The sequence below is a fragment of the Acinetobacter celticus genome (genome assembly GCF_001707755.1).
In the GTDB taxonomy this organism is placed as follows: domain Bacteria; phylum Pseudomonadota; class Gammaproteobacteria; order Pseudomonadales; family Moraxellaceae; genus Acinetobacter; species Acinetobacter celticus.
In genome coordinates this window covers 178,725-193,945 of sequence record NZ_MBDL01000012.1, presented here as the reverse complement: position 1 = coordinate 193,945, position 15,221 = coordinate 178,725, and the positions used below count along the sequence as shown (strand labels likewise).

The 15,221-nt window shown below is 40.4% G+C and carries 14 protein-coding genes; 10 read left to right on the top strand and 4 right to left on the bottom strand.

Features of this window, described 5'->3' with window-relative positions; genetic code table 11:
* Positions 1-20 precede the first annotated feature (20 nt).
* The 5 genes from BBP83_RS13345 (at position 21) to BBP83_RS13325 (ending at position 7,038) form a co-directional block, all read left to right on the top strand.
* Complete coding sequence (locus tag BBP83_RS13345) at positions 21-488, top strand: YchJ family protein (protein ID WP_068889376.1); 468 nt, start codon at positions 21-23, stop codon at positions 486-488.
* Between the two features lie 60 nt (positions 489-548).
* Positions 549-1,193, top strand: coding sequence for a trimeric intracellular cation channel family protein (locus BBP83_RS13340; protein WP_068889374.1), 645 nt, complete (start codon positions 549-551; stop codon positions 1,191-1,193).
* Positions 1,194-1,316: 123 nt separating this feature from the next.
* A complete protein-coding gene (gene niaP, locus BBP83_RS13335; protein ID WP_068889372.1) occupies positions 1,317-2,636 on the top strand; it encodes a niacin transporter NiaP in 1,320 nt (439 codons plus the stop codon).
* Between the two features lie 354 nt (positions 2,637-2,990).
* Entirely contained in the window at positions 2,991-5,210 is a 2,220-nt protein-coding gene (gene parC, locus BBP83_RS13330; protein WP_068889370.1) for a DNA topoisomerase IV subunit A, read from the top strand.
* Positions 5,211-5,361: 151 nt separating this feature from the next.
* Positions 5,362-7,038, top strand: coding sequence for an AMP-binding protein (locus tag BBP83_RS13325; protein ID WP_068889368.1), 1,677 nt, complete (start codon positions 5,362-5,364; stop codon positions 7,036-7,038).
* Positions 7,039-7,083: 45 nt separating this feature from the next.
* Here the strand turns inward: BBP83_RS13325 and BBP83_RS13320 are convergent, their stop codons facing one another.
* The gene (locus BBP83_RS13320) at positions 7,084-7,464 is read right to left on the bottom strand and encodes a hypothetical protein (RefSeq protein ID WP_068889366.1); all 381 of its coding nucleotides are present in this window, start codon (positions 7,462-7,464) and stop codon (positions 7,084-7,086) included.
* A gap of 103 nt (positions 7,465-7,567) precedes the next feature.
* Here BBP83_RS13320 and BBP83_RS13315 point away from each other — a divergent pair, with 103 nt between their 5' ends.
* Together BBP83_RS13315 and ppa are read left to right on the top strand one after the other, a co-directional pair.
* A complete protein-coding gene (locus tag BBP83_RS13315; protein WP_068889364.1) occupies positions 7,568-7,966 on the top strand; it encodes an MAPEG family protein in 399 nt (132 codons plus the stop codon).
* Positions 7,967-8,084: 118 nt separating this feature from the next.
* Positions 8,085-8,621 carry an inorganic diphosphatase gene (ppa, locus tag BBP83_RS13310; protein ID WP_068889362.1) on the top strand — a complete coding sequence of 179 codons (537 nt, stop codon included), beginning with the start codon at positions 8,085-8,087 and terminating at the stop codon, positions 8,619-8,621.
* 98 nt (positions 8,622-8,719) lie between these two features.
* Here the strand turns inward: ppa and BBP83_RS13305 are convergent, their stop codons facing one another.
* On the bottom strand, positions 8,720-10,045 hold the full coding sequence (locus BBP83_RS13305) for an OprD family outer membrane porin (protein ID WP_068889361.1): 1,326 nt from the start codon (positions 10,043-10,045) through the stop codon (positions 8,720-8,722).
* Positions 10,046-10,724: 679 nt separating this feature from the next.
* Here BBP83_RS13305 and BBP83_RS13300 point away from each other — a divergent pair.
* Together BBP83_RS13300 and BBP83_RS13295 are read left to right on the top strand one after the other, a co-directional pair.
* Complete coding sequence (locus BBP83_RS13300; protein WP_068889359.1) at positions 10,725-11,492, top strand: TorF family putative porin; 768 nt, start codon at positions 10,725-10,727, stop codon at positions 11,490-11,492.
* 449 nt (positions 11,493-11,941) lie between these two features.
* Positions 11,942-12,706: a TorF family putative porin gene (locus tag BBP83_RS13295; protein WP_068889357.1), complete on the top strand. Its 765-nt coding sequence runs from the start codon at positions 11,942-11,944 to the stop codon at positions 12,704-12,706.
* A 78-nt stretch (positions 12,707-12,784) separates the two neighbouring features.
* Here BBP83_RS13295 and BBP83_RS13290 read toward each other — a convergent pair whose 3' ends face one another.
* Both BBP83_RS13290 and BBP83_RS13285 read right to left on the bottom strand, forming a co-directional pair.
* On the bottom strand, positions 12,785-14,272 hold the full coding sequence (locus tag BBP83_RS13290; protein ID WP_068889355.1) for a YifB family Mg chelatase-like AAA ATPase: 1,488 nt from the start codon (positions 14,270-14,272) through the stop codon (positions 12,785-12,787).
* A 66-nt stretch (positions 14,273-14,338) separates the two neighbouring features.
* Positions 14,339-14,566: an accessory factor UbiK family protein gene (locus tag BBP83_RS13285; protein ID WP_068889353.1), complete on the bottom strand. Its 228-nt coding sequence runs from the start codon at positions 14,564-14,566 to the stop codon at positions 14,339-14,341.
* A 277-nt stretch (positions 14,567-14,843) separates the two neighbouring features.
* Here BBP83_RS13285 and glnK point away from each other — a divergent pair, with 277 nt between their 5' ends.
* Entirely contained in the window at positions 14,844-15,182 is a 339-nt protein-coding gene (glnK, locus tag BBP83_RS13280; RefSeq protein WP_067672810.1) for a P-II family nitrogen regulator, read from the top strand.
* Positions 15,183-15,221 lie beyond the last annotated feature (39 nt).

Here is a 15,221-nt window from a genome sequence, read left to right as displayed (position 1 = left end):
TTTTTTATTTCGAGAGCTTTATGTCAGAAACTCAATGTCCATGCGGACAAGGCACCTATGCCCAGTGTTGTCAGCCCTTACATTTGGGGCAGGCCAAAGCACTAACAGCAACTCAACTTATGCGTTCACGCTATAGTGCTTTTGCGCAGCATGAAATGGATTACATTCAGAAAACCACAGCTGTCGGTCAACAATCTGCTTTAGACATGGTCGCCATTGCCAATTGGAGCAAGTCAAATCAATGGCTGAAGTTGGAAATTGTGCAGTCCAATGAAAAGTTGGACAAAACCCATGCACAAGTGGAATTTAAAGCGCACTATCATGATGGTCAACAGGCACAGGAACATCATGAAATTTCACATTTTGTAAAACATCATGAACTTTGGTATTTTTTAGACCCGACCACAGACCTGCACATGACTCTGAAACAGCCCTGTATTTGCGGTTCTGGTAAAAAATTTAAACAATGCTGTGCGCAATATTTGTAGTTTTTTTCTGAAGATGGCTTAAAATAGCGCGCATCTCAAACCCTCAGTGGAAGAAGGGCGATGCTGCTTACCGTTATTTATATTATTGCGATTACGGCAGAGGCGATGACAGGTGCGTTGTCCGCGGGCCGTCGTAGCATGGACTGGTTCGGTGTAATCTTAATTGCTTGTGTAACCGCTTTGGGAGGTGGCTCAGTTCGTGATGTCTTACTGGGTCATTATCCTTTAACTTGGGTCAAACATCCTGAATATTTAGTGCTGACCTGTTGCGCCGCCTTTGTCACCATTTTAATTGCCAAATGGATGAAGCAGCTCCATTCTATTTTTTTACTTTTGGATGCCTTGGGCTTAATTGGCTTTACCATTATTGGCTGTCAAATTGCCTTACAAATGGGTCACGGTTTTGTGGTTTCGGCTGTTGCGGGGGTTTTAACAGGTGTGTCAGGCGGGATCTTGCGCGATATTTTGTGTAATGATGTGCCGTTGGTATTCCGCCGTGAACTGTACGCATCTATTTCTTTTGTTGCGGTTATTTTTTACTGGTTCTGTATTAATGGCGGTGTGTCTCTAGAAATCACGGTCATTTCAACTTTGGTTTTTGGCTTTGCACTCCGTTGTATTGCTATTTACTTTGGCTTAGAAATGCCGAAGTTCATTTATAAAGATGATGATGAACAATCGGCATCCTCTAAAGATTCTTCTTAATATCCACAATAATCACCGAACCTTGCTTCGGTGATTGGCTTTATTGTTCTTATAAAAATAGCAAAATCATCAATCCTGTTGTGAAAGCAGCATCTTACCTTTCACCTCCTCAGAGATCTTGATATGGACTTAGTCTCACGAATACAGCGCTTGCCGATTGGTAAGTTTCATTACACCTTGCTTTGGGTCATTGGACTGGGCTGGATGTTTGATGCTATGGATACAGGATTAATCTCCTTTATTTTGGCACAAATGGCAGAAGACTGGGCCATGAGTCCTGCTGAAAAAGGCTGGGTGGTGTCGATTGGTTTTGTCGGCATGGCGATTGGTGCGGTGTGTTCTGGTGCTTTGGCAGATCGCATTGGTCGTAAAACAGTATTTGCTTCTACCTTGGTTATTTATAGTGTTGCTACTGCAGCCTGTGCTTTTGCACCGAATTTAACCTGGTTGCTGGCTTTTCGTTTTGTGGTGGGGTTGGGTCTAGGTGGGCAATTGCCTGTGGCTGTGACCTTGGTTAGTGAATATATTCCTGCACATGTCCGTGGACGCTTTATTGTTTTATTGGAAAGTTTTTGGGGCTTGGGTTGGCTGTGTGCTGCGCTAATTTCTTATTTTGTGATTCCGCATTATGACTGGCATGCTGCTTTTTTAGTGGGTGGGTTGCCTGCGTTGTACGCGATTGTGATTTGGAAAATGGTGCCTGAATCTATTCCTTATTTAATTAACCGTGGTCGCTATGAAGAAGCGCATGCTTTGGTGAAAAAAATTGAAGCCCAGTGCGGTGTAGAAGTTATTGAAATTTTTCAAGTTAAACCTGTAGCCGAACAGCAAAATACCTCATTCAAACAATTGTGGTCAGGTGTTTTTGCACGCCGTACTTTAATGCTTTGGCTCATTTGGTTTGGTATTGTGTATTCGTATTATGGCATTTTCACATGGTTGCCCAGCTTGTTGGTTAAACAGGGCTATACCATTGTGCAGTCCTTTGAATATGTTTTGATTATGATTTTGGCACAATTACCGGGTTATATTGTGGCGGCATGGTTGGTGGAAAAATTGGGCCGTAAAGCCACTTTGGCGGGCTTTATTGGCATGTGTGCGGTGTCGGCTTATATGTTTGGACAGTCACAAACCGTCAGCATGATTATGCTGTGGGGTTGCATGATGTCTTTCTTTAATTTGGGTGCTTGGGGCGTTTTATATACCTATACCCCAGAACAATATCCGGCCAATATTCGTGCCTTTGGTTCGGGTTGGGCAGCTGCTGTAGGCCGTATTGGAGGCATTGTTGCACCTTTGGCTGTAACCCATATGATGGTGATGGAGAATGGCTTTAGCTATGTCTTTAGTATGTTTACCGCCGTATTGTTGGCTGTGGCTTTTGTGATTGTGGTTTTAGGGGAAGAAACCAAAGGTAAAACGCTGGAGTCGCTGGGCTTATAAAATAAAAATGGTGTTAAAGCACTGTCATGTCAAAGTATGGCAGTGCTTTTTTTATGTTTGAGATTTCTTCATTTCTGAGCTGAATGTGTTGGTGATGAAGACGAATTTTCAGCCGTGTTTAACTTTAGGCACATTAAAAAGCGCAGAAAAAATATTCATCAATTTTGCATGAAGCATTTTAAATAAAAATTATCAGTTGCTCATTTTCTAAAAAATGGATAATTTTACGACATTAGAAACATCTAAAGACGCAAATTGTCGTTGAGTCACGCGCTGGCTCTTGTGTCGTTAGACCCTGCGACATAGCATAAGAACCCAGATACAAAAACAAATTAATTAGGATTACAGGTTGTTATGACAAGCCTTGCGCATCATGCGACAGAAAACCGTTCCGTAGCGGAATTTACCGAACAAGCTTACCTGAATTACGCCATGTACGTGATTATGGATCGCGCTTTACCGCATATTAGTGATGGCTTAAAACCCGTTCAACGTCGCATTGTATATGCCATGAGTGAATTGGGCTTAAAACCGACGGGTAAGCCAAAAAAATCTGCGCGTACCGTGGGTGACGTATTGGGTAAATACCATCCACATGGGGATTCTGCCTGCTATGAAGCCATGGTGTTGATGGCTCAACCGTTTAGCTACCGTTACCCCTTTATTGAAGGTCAGGGCAACTGGGGTTCACCCGATGATCCGAAGTCCTTCGCCGCCATGCGTTATACCGAAGCCAAATTATCTGCATATAGCGACCTGCTTCTGTCCGAACTTGGACAGGGCACGTGTGACTGGCAGGACAACTTTGATGGTTCAATGAAAGAACCAGTCAATTTGCCTGCACGGGTGCCGAATATTTTATTAAATGGTACCACGGGTATTGCGGTGGGTATGGCGACCGATATTCCGCCCCACAATTTACGTGAAGTAATTAAAGGCACCATTGCGCTTATTCGTAACCCGAATTTAAGCGATGAAAAAGTTGCGGAGTATATTCCAGCCCCAGACTTGCCTACCAAAGCTGAAATTATTACTGCACCTGAAGAACTGCTTAAAATTCAAATTACGGGTCGAGGCAGTTATCGCACCCGTGCAGTTTATACCATTGAAAAAAATGAAATTGTGATTACAGATTTACCGTATCAAGTTTCAGGTTCAAAAGTCATTACCCAAATTGCAGACCAAATGCAGGCCAAAAAATTGCCATTGGTCAGCGATTTACGCGATGAATCAGACCATAGAAACCCGACGCGCTTGGTTATTGTATTACGTTCAAACCGTATTGATGCTGAAGCGGTGATGAGCCATTTATTTGCCACCACTGATTTAGAATCAAGCTATCGTGTCAATATGAACATGATTGGTGCAGATAGCCGTCCGCAAGTGAAATCAATCCGTCGTATTTTATTAGAATGGATTGAAATTCGTAAAAATACTGTGACGCGTCGTCTGCAATATCATTTAAATAAAATTGAAAAACGTCTGCATATTTTGGGCGGTTTAATCATCGCATTTTTAAATATTGACGAAGTCATCAAAATTATTCGTGAAGAAGATCAGCCAAAACCCGTGTTGATGTCGCGCTTTGAGATTGATGAAATTCAAGCCGAAGCCATTTTAGAACTTAAGTTACGCCATTTGGCAAAACTTGAAGAAATGGAAATGCGCCGTGAACAAGAAGAATTGGAAGCAAAAGCTGCCATTATTCGTGAACAATTGGCGAACCCTGAATCGCTGAAAAATCTGATTATTGGTGAATTAAAAGAAGATGCCAAAAAATTTGGCGATGATCGTCGTTCGCCAATGGTAAAACGTGATGATGCGCAAGCCATTAATGAACAAGATATGCTACCAGTAGACCTTGTAACAGTGGTCTTGTCGGAAGCAGGTTGGATTCGTTCAGCCAAAGGTCATGATGTCGATGCTGAAAATGTGAACTTCCGTGCGGGTGATCAGTATTTAAGTCATGCCTTGGGTAAGTCCAATCAGCGGGTATATGTATTAGATGAGGCAGGGCGCAGTTATGCTTTGGCCATTAATAGCTTACCTTCGGCGCGCGGTTTAGGTGAGCCACTCAGTTCAAAACTTTCACCAGCCAGTGGGGTTGGTTTTAAACAAGTATTCATTGCTGAAGACGATGCAGAGCTTTTGGCCATTAGCAACAAAGGCTATGGCTTTAAAACTCAAGCCAAGCAATTGGATACCAACGCTAAAGCAGGTAAAGCCTTCTTGTCATTGTCAGATGATGCGCAGCCATTGAATTTACAGAGAATTGAACAGGCAACGCATCTTGCCTTGCTTAGTTCAGCAGGACGGTTGTTGGTGATTGATTTGGCTGAATTACCAGTTTTGAATAAAGGTAAAGGTAATAAATTGATACAACTTGAAGCTAAAGATCAAATTGTATCCATGCTAACTTTAACTTTAGATGATGTAATTCAAGTGGTTGCAGGTCAGCAACAATTAAAGTTAAAAGGCGATGATCTGCAGAAATATATCGGTAAGCGTGCATCGAAAGGGCTAACGCTACCGCGTGGGTATCAAAAAGCAAATAAACTGTTGATTCAAAGATAATACTAGCATCCATAGATCGAAATACGTTATATATGCAAAGTATTCGTGAAATGGATGCAATATTAAGCTCAAACAAGTTAAATAATGAGTGGCTTAATATTGAGAAGAAACAGTTAAATTATTAAGGATTAGGACAGGAGAATTGGGCGTTATGGAAAAAATTTGGTTCGCAGAATATCAAAAAACGGGTATTCCAGAAACTGTAGAATTACCGCCAGAAAATACCTCACTTATTGATATTTTTGAGCGCAATTTCCAAAAATTTGGCTCACGTGATGCCTTTATCTTTATGGATAAAGTTTTGTCTTTTAGTGAGTTGGATGAAGCTAGCCGTAAATTCGCAACTTATTTACAAAGTTTAGGTTTGGCAAAAGGTTCGCGTGTTGCGGTCATGATGCCTAACGTTCTTCAATATCCTGTCGTGGCATTGGGTGTCTTCCGTGCAGGCTTAGTGCTTGTGAACGTGAACCCACTATATACTTCACGTGAACTTGAGCATCAGTTAAATGACTCTGGTGCAGAAGTACTGGTGATTGTTGAAAACTTTGCTTCAGTTTATCAAGCAATTTTGGGTAAAACGCCAGTGAAGCATGTTGTGGTTGCTTCAGTTGGTGACATGCTTGGGACGCTAAAAGGTACTTTAGTGAACTTTGTGTTGCGTTCAGTACGTAAGCAAATTCCTGCGTGGAACATTCCAGGTCATATCCGTTTTAATGCGGCCATGTCTAAAGTGAGTGCCAGCAATTATAAACGTCCGAACTTAACATTAAGCGATACCGCTGTACTTCAGTACACCGGCGGTACAACAGGTGTTTCGAAAGGTGCAGAATTAACGCATCGTAACTTAGTTGCCAACATGTTGCAGTGCGACGGTATTTTCCAAAGTAAATTTGGCCAGCAGGATGGTCAGCCTGACGACCGTATCTTCTGTGCATTGCCGTTGTATCATATCTTTGCATTTATGGTGTGTGCGTTGTATGGCATGTACAAAGGTCAAGCCAACGTATTAATTCCAAACCCGCGCGACCTTCCTGCTGTGATTAAAGAATTGCGCAAATATCAGCCGACGTTCTTCCCAGCCGTGAATACTTTGTTTAATGCGTTGGTGAACAACGAAGAGTTTAAACAGCTTGATCACAGCAAAATGAAGATGGCGATGGGTGGCGGTATGGCCGTGCTTCCATCTACAGCTGAAGCATGGAAAAAAGTTACAGGCACCAATATTATTGAAGGTTATGGCTTGTCTGAAACTTCACCTGTGGCGACTGCAAACCCACCTGCATCAATGGAATTCAGTGGCACAATTGGTATTCCATTGCCATTAACTGATGTGGCTATTTTAGATGATGATGGCAATGATGTTGCATTGGGTGAGCAGGGCGAAATTTCAATTCGTGGCCCACAAGTCATGAAAGGGTATTGGAACCGTCCAGATGAAACGGATAAAGTTATGACCCATGGTTTCTTCCGTACAGGCGACATTGGTGTGATGGATGCACGCGGTTATATTAAAATTGTCGACCGTAAAAAGGACATGATTTTGGTGTCTGGATTTAACGTTTACCCTTCTGAAATTGAAGAAGTGATTTCACAGCATCCTAAAGTGCTTGAAGTTGCGGCCATTGGTGTTCCTGATGAAAAATCAGGTGAAGTACCAAAACTGTTTGTGGTGAAGAAAGACCCATCTCTAACAACAGAAGAAGTTTTGGCCTTTGCAAAAGAAAACCTAACAGGCTACAAACGTCCACGTTATGTTGAATTTATGGATGAATTGCCAAAATCGAATGTGGGTAAAATTTTACGTAAAGATTTACGTAAACCCGTATAATTTTAAGCATAAAAAAAGCGCCTAAAGGCGCTTTTTTTATGCGGTTTATTTTGTCATTAACCAACGGTCGAAGTATCGGCGACCAACACCAAAAATACCCAAAAAGATAAACATTGCACCAAATTGCAAACTAAATTGGTTTTGTTTAAATGTGCCATGGCTAAGAACATTATCAATAAGACAGTAAACTAAAAGGGCGATCACCCAGTGCCATAAAGGCCATTGCTTAATGCCCACGGCATAGAATGCGACCCACAACATGACAAAGGTTAAAATAGTTGACCAAATATTCATGTTGGCGCAGATCACAGTCAGTAAAAAAGCGGTCACTGGCATCACAATTTTCAAAACGCGGTCAACTTGAAGCTGATTTTGGCGCTGCTTTTCCAAAACATCGAGCATGACTTTTTGATCTGGACTGACCATATTGGACCTATATACACAATTAATAAAAACACGCTCTATTTAACAAAATTTATTGATGAATTGCCATGCTATGATGTGTGATAAATTTTTATAGAGAAAAAATATGCAGAGCATAAGTGGGATCATCTATCTCATTTTAGGCGCTTGCTTATTGCCTTATGTTTTCACCTTGATTGCAAAAAAGGCATCGGGCTTTAGCGCGAAAGATAATCAAAATCCCAGACGTTTTTTAGCCAATACCACAGGCTTGGCCAGTCGTGCCAATGCGGTGCAGCAGAATAGTTTCGAGAGCTTACCTTTATTTATTGCTGCGGTATTAATGGCTGAATACATGGTGATTCCTCAAAGCTTTATTATGACTTTGGGTATCGCCTATTTGATTTTGCGTATTATTTACGGCATTTGTTATTTGGCCAATTGGGCGACTTTACGTTCAATTATCTGGACTTTATCAATGCTTTGTCCAGTATGCTTGTTACTGCTGATTATTAAAATTGTTTAAGCTACTGTTTATATTTAGACGAAAATATTGATGCAGAAATGCAAAATCAAAAAAAAGCCGACAAAAACCGTTATAATTGTGGCGGTCTAAAAGATTTCACCAGTTAAAGAGCAATGCTATGAGCTACAGCAATATCCCTGCGGGTAAAGATGCACCAAATGACATCTATGTTATTATTGAAATTCCTGCAAATGCAGCACCAATTAAATACGAAATTGATAAAGATTCTGACGCATTATTTGTAGACCGTTTTATGGGTACAGCAATGTTCTACCCAGCAAACTATGGTTATGTTCCAAATACGTTATCTTTGGATGGTGACCCGTTAGACGTATTGGTTGTAACACCGTACCCAGTTGAACCGGGTTCTGTAATTCGTTGTCGCCCTGTCGGCAAATTGAATATGGAAGATGATGGCGGTATCGATGCGAAATTAATCGCAGTGCCACATGACAAATTAACGCCACTTTACAAAGACGTTAAAGAATATACCGATCTTCCAGAACTTTTGATCAAACAAGTTGAACACTTCTTTGCTCATTATAAAGACCTTGAAGCTGGCAAGTGGGTAAAACTCAGTGGCTGGGAAGGTTCTGAAGTTGCTAAGCAAGAAGTTTTAAGCTCAATTGAAGCTTATAAAGAAGCAAACAAATAATTGAAGTGAGATATGACTAAACTTTGATTGCAAAGTTGAGTCATAAAAAAACCTGCACAATGTGCAGGTTTTTTTATGTTCTTTAATATGCGATGAAATTAAAATAATTTCACTGGAATATCTAAGAAAATGCGCCATTCATTGGTGTCACCAATATACGTTTTGTTGTAGTCATTACTTGTACGGTAATATGAATTACGCACACGTAGACTGGCATCTTTGGCAAAACCGCTTTGAACGGTATATTTCACTTGGTTAAAGAATTCACGTTCTTGGTTGTCGTCGCTTAGAAGAACACCATTTTTGACTGCTTTAATATCCCAGCCATAAACATAAGCAGTGGTCCAATTTAAACCCGCTACGCCTAATGTGCTGAAGTCTAAGTTGTACTGCACTTGTACCGATTTTTCATGGTTACCAATAAAGTCAGATAAATATGAGTTAGGCAGGTAAATACTTTGGAAACCATCCGCATTAACGTTGTAGTCGTAACCAGTGTTGCCCGTATTTTGTTGGTAAGCCAACATGATATTGTGCGGGCCTTGGTTATAAGCGCCTGAAACTGCCCAAATATTATTGCTACGGCCATCAACATTTTCATTGCCAAGTGTTGATGAATAAGTAGAGGCGTCTTTGTCCCATTCGGTATGGTAACCACTGAAGTCATAAGTCAATGTGCTACCGTTTGCCAAAGCTTGCTTGTAGTTGGCATTAAGATAATGACGGTCTAATTTATTTTTGCTGTCTAAGCCAAAGTAAGATGCATTGAAGGCATCGCTCAATTTGTATTTTGCACCCCAAACCACTGCGCGGTCTAATTCATTGCCATCGGTGTTGATTTGGTCAGACATTTGGTTTTTAGTAAATTTACCCGCGGTGAGTTCCAAGCCATTAATTTCACGGCTTGTCACTAAAACACCTTCAAAGTATTCTGGAACCATACGACCCGTGTTGCTAGCAAGAACAGGTAAGTCTAAAACTTGTGTACCGTAACGCACTTCAGTATTTGAAATACGTGCTTTGATATTTGCGCCACCACGTGCCCAATGGTCATAAGTATCACCAGCTTGTTTTGCTAATTCGCCTTGGCTATTTAGACCTGTTTCACGTGGAATCATGTTGTTGCTGGCATTTTTGTTGGCGCCAAGTTTGAAAGACGCATCGCCTACAACACCGACACCAAAGCCAACCACACCTTTTGTATAGCCAGACTCTAAATCAAAAATTGCAGATTGAGCTGCAGAGCTTTGATCTTTTACACCGAGTGCTTTTTTGTCACGATTAATGTATCCGGTACGGAATAATACAGTGCCTTCAGCATCTTCTACAAAGCCTTTAGATTCGCTTTGTTCACTTGCAAATGCAGTTGAGATTAAAGTTGCGTTAATCAGTAACGCTAATGTGAGTTGTTTTGATTTGAGCATTGGGAGTAAGCCTTATGCAAAAAGATATAGTTAAATAGTTGTTCGATTGTATAAGTATTCATCCAAAAAAAATCGTTTTTATTGACGTTATTACACTAAAGTTATGCATTTTTCAGATAAAGAACATCAGTAATTTTTTACATACATGCTTTTTAAATTTCAAAAAAAAATTAAATTTTAGTAAAAACAAAAACATATTTTATATAAAAAGACTAAGCGGTATTTTCTATTGATGCTAAAAATAAAAAACATGATTTTTGGATATTTCTAATTGTTCAATATCTGTGCAGTAAAAGGCTTTGGAGGGTTTTTTAAGCCATTGCTTCTTTCTTGTAAAGAGTTGAAGGCCTAAGTTGATATCGTTAATAACGCTTAATACTGATACAAATATTGTGTTGTTATTAAAAAGAGTAAAAATTTTTCACCGTATGAATAAAATTGAGCGACAAATGCATTGCAGAACATAATCAAAAATAGCCATAGGTATTGATGTTTATATTGAGTCACACATTAAGTGAACTATCTATTAATATGAGGTGTGGTGTATTTATGTGCATCTACAAATAAAAATAGACATAAGTTGGTGGTTATTTTACCTAAAGATATTAAAAAATATTAGAATCGGCCCCCTTAAAATTTATGAATAGTATCTCTTGTAGATATGAAAAGGGGCACATGCATGCATGATCTTTCAGCTAAGACCATCGCGTTATTATTGACGTTCGTTTCACTGCCGACTTTTGCAGATGAGGTTCATCCACTTGGCGCTGGCGAACTCACAGGTAGTGCCTCAATTGTGAATAAGTACATCTATCGTGGTGGTGTAGAGAATGATGATGTAGCACTCCAAGCCGGTTTAGAATATGCACATCCGCGTGGTTTTTTGGCGGGTTATTGGGGATCTACTTTAGATTACGACGCGACAGACGACAGTCATCATTCAGGTTTTGAACATGATTTTTATCTGGGCTATGGTCGTAAAATTAATGCAGATTGGAGCTATGAAACAAAAATTACCAGTTATGTCTATCAAAATGGTGGATCTGTTTATAGCGAAGATCGTACCGAAAAACGTCGAACGACAGGTTTTGATGTATCGAATAGCTTAAATTATAAAAATCTAAATTTAGGCTTGGCGGTTTTGTTGGCCGATGTAAGTTACGGAAATGCAGGGGATGTCTATCTAAGTGCAGGTTATGACTATGCCTTACCTCAAGACTTCACTTTAAAAACGGCTATAGGGGCCTCTATTTACAATGACCATGGTGATAATGCTGTGGTGCAAACGGTTAAAAAGAGTACTTTTTCAGAAGCACGTTTAGGACTAACGAAGGCACTGGGCAATACAGGTGTAGAACTTGCATTCGATTATGTTTGGGGCGGTAAAAACCGAATGGGTGAATCTTTTGAAGATCAGACTGTGATTGGCTTAAATTATAGTTTTTAGATGCAAATTTTTTAGCTTGAAAGACAAAGTGCATAAAGTAAATTTATGCACTTTTTTTAGGCATAGGATAATCATTTGATTGAAAATTAGCCTTAAAAAGAGGCGTGATGTAAGTCAATATGAATCTTGATCTGACTAAATCTAAACTTCAATGCTTGACGAGACAAGCAAATGTATTGAATGAACGCAATTTCAGATCAAGGTATTAATATGGAGAGTTTATATGATTTTTACGTTTTTTGGCAAAAGTGAAATAGAAAATTTACGCATAAACCACTGATACTGCTGAACTTGATGATTGGTTTAAAAGGTTTATGTATGTATACATTTGATAGAACCCGTTTTGTTTCTGAGATGGTTCTGCGCTCCAGCCTTATTCATTTTAAAAAACTGGCACAGCCTTTGCTAAGTCCTAGTGAGTTTATAAAAAATCTGCTGGGGAACCCAAAATGTTAAAAAAATTATTGGCCGTGACTGCATTTACTGTAACTTCTGGTGCGGCATTTGCTGAGGATGCACCTGCATTACCTTTTGGTTTATCGTTTGGCGGTAGTGTCGCCGTTACGACAGATTACCGTTTCCGTGGTGTGACACAAACGCAAAATGATCCAGCAGTACAAGCAGGTTTTACCTTGTCACATAAATCAGGTCTATATTTTGGTCTTTGGGGGTCTAATGTGAACTTCGGTTCAGGCACGCCAAGCCTAGAATTAGACCCATCTTTGGGTTATGCAACCACGTTGGAAAACTTTAGTAGCAAGCCAATTTTAGATGTGGGTGTGGTGTATTACAACTACCCAAGCGCAAGTGATCTGAACTGGGCGGAATTATACGGTAAATTAACGTTTGCCAATGTAGTCACATCTGGTGATAGCCTATTGACCAATATTAACTATACCAATAACTATGTCGCAGCGGATACCAGTAGCTGGAACGTCAATGCAGGCTATTCAATGCCATTTGGCGCATCGGGTTTTGGTGGTGTAGCAGGCCTTGGCTATACCGTGGTGGATGATAAAAATAAATACGCATTTAACAGCGATGATCACTATATGGACTGGAAAGTAGGGGTCACTTACGGCTTTAAGTCTATTTCTGGTGCGACCGCCGAATTGGCAGCCATCGGTACCAATATGGATACAGACGGCGCTTATGATGCAACTTCACGTGCAGTTGAAACGGGTGCAGTCTTTACCTTAAGCAAAACTTTCTAATTTTAGATCATAAGTAAAAGCCCTAATTTTTAAGAATTTAGGGCTTTTTTATGTGTGATTAAAATATAAAGTATTGAACTATGACATTTGTCCGCGGTAAGAAAGTGCTTCGGAAAGATGTTGATTTTGAATGCTTTCCGACTGTGCCAAATCGGCGATAGTACGGGCAACACGTAACACTCGATGATAGGCACGAGCAGATAAATTTAAACGTTGCTGTGCCAGATTCATCATATTTTGTGCAGTGCTGTCTAAACAGGCATAGTGTTCGAGTTGCTTGGGGCTTAAAGCCATATTTGGCATATTTTGACGATTGATTTGTAGCTCATAGGCTTGTCGTACCCGTTCACGTACAACCGCAGATGCTTCGACGGGCTGTGTATCCTGTAACTCATGCGCTTGCAGGGGTGGTACATCAATATGTAAGTCTATGCGATCTAATAGTGGCCCCGAAATTCGATTTTGATAGCGTTTAATGGCATCGGGTGAACATTGGCAACGGCTATCTTGATTGAATGCATAACCACACGGGCAGGGGTTCATGGCGGCAATTAATTGAAAATTAGCAGGAAAGGTCATTTGCCGAGATGCACGTGAAATCACAATTTCTTTGGCTTCTAAGGGTTGACGTAAAACCTCTAATACTTTTCGATCAAACTCAGGCAGTTCATCTAAAAAAAGTACCCCTAAATGCGCCAGTGTAATTTCTCCGGGTTTGGGGTTTGACCCACCTCCGACCAAGGCTATAGCCGATGCGGTATGGTGCGGTGCCCGAAATGGGCGCTGTCCAAAATCATGTTTTGCACTCGCAATAGAATAAATACTGGCAACTTCCAAATTTTCTTGCATATTTAGGGGCGGTAAAATCCCTGAAAGCCGTGAAGCCAACAATGTTTTTCCTGTACCCGGAGGGCCTCTGAACAACAGGGAATGACCACCCGCTGCTGCAATTTCGAGCGCCCGTCGTGGGCGGAGCTGCCCTTTTACATCGACCAAATCAAATTTGCAATTGGATAAATCGAAATGATTTTTAGATGCATATTGGGGCAGGACTGCTGTTTGGTTTAAATGGTTGCAGACATCTTTTAAATGTTGTGCAGCGAAGACTTTAAAATTGGGAAGTTGCGAGGCTTCTTGGGCATTTTGTTCAGGCAAAATGAGTTGGTGCTGTGCATGTTGGCAAGCAATGGCAATGCTTAAAGTCCCTGTTGTAGGACGTAAATGACCATCCAGTGCCAGTTCGCCTATAAATTCTAGCTGTTCTACTGCATTTTCTGGCAGTTGTCCGGATGCAATTAAGATTCCCAAAGCAATGGGTAAATCGAGTCTAGAGCCATCTTTAGGTAAGTCTGCGGGTGCAAGATTAATGGTTAGGCGTTTGGTTGGAAATTGAAAACCACTGTTAATAATGGCAGACCTGACGCGGTCTTTACTTTCACGCACCGCAGCTTCTGCTAGACCGACAATGGTTAAAGAGGGTAAGCCTTGGCTTAGGTGAACCTCAACTTCAATTAAGGGGGCGTGTAAACCGAGCAGTCCTCGGGTATAAATTTTGGCAAAAGACATATTATTGTTCCGTTATGATGCGCTTTTTTTAATCGTTATGCGTCTTATGCTGCACTAAATAGGTGCTTATTTTTTATTCTGGATTTTTAATTCAAGTGCTTCAACAAGTTTAAGGAGCTCATTTAAGCGCAAATTGGCATTGTTCAGCGCAGTGCGTTGGCGTTCTATTTCATCTTTAGAAACCAAATCCATTTTGCTCACAGCCTCATTTAATAAGGCACGTAAGTTGTTTTCTATGTCTTTTTTAGGTTGATCAACCTGTTCCAAAATTGCTTGCAGTAAAGTTTCAATCATTTTTATGTCCGTCTGGTGCAGATAAACTGGCAGTGTAACATTCGCTATCAAAGCCGATGGTATTCGAAATAAAAGTATAGAGGCTTTCTATGGTTAAAATCGTATTTTTTATCATAAATATGTCTAATTTTTCACTGTCAAAACAGCATTCGAGGTATAAAATAGGTTATAAATAAAATTCATGCTGAATGTGGTTAATTTCCCCCGACCTTAGCAACTTTGGCATGAAAATTGAACATAAAACCTTACAGGTGAAAGAAGCCGAAGGAAAGCAAACATGAAGCTCGTAACTGCAATTGTAAAACCCTTTAAATTAGATGACGTGCGTGAAGCACTCTCTGAAATTGGTGTTCAAGGGATCACCGTAACAGAAGTTAAAGGTTTTGGTCGTCAAAAAGGCCATACAGAACTTTATCGCGGCGCAGAATATGTCGTTGATTTCTTACCGAAAGTTAAAATTGAAATCGCCATTAGTGATGAAATGGTTGAATCTGTAATTGAATCTATTACTCGTGTTGCAAGTACAGGAAAAATTGGTGATGGCAAAATTTTTGTCACTAATTTAGAACAAGTCATCCGTATTCGTACAGGTGAAACAGGTGCCGACGCTGTTTAATACATGGCACGAAGTTTGCTGAGTATCTAATAACTCAGA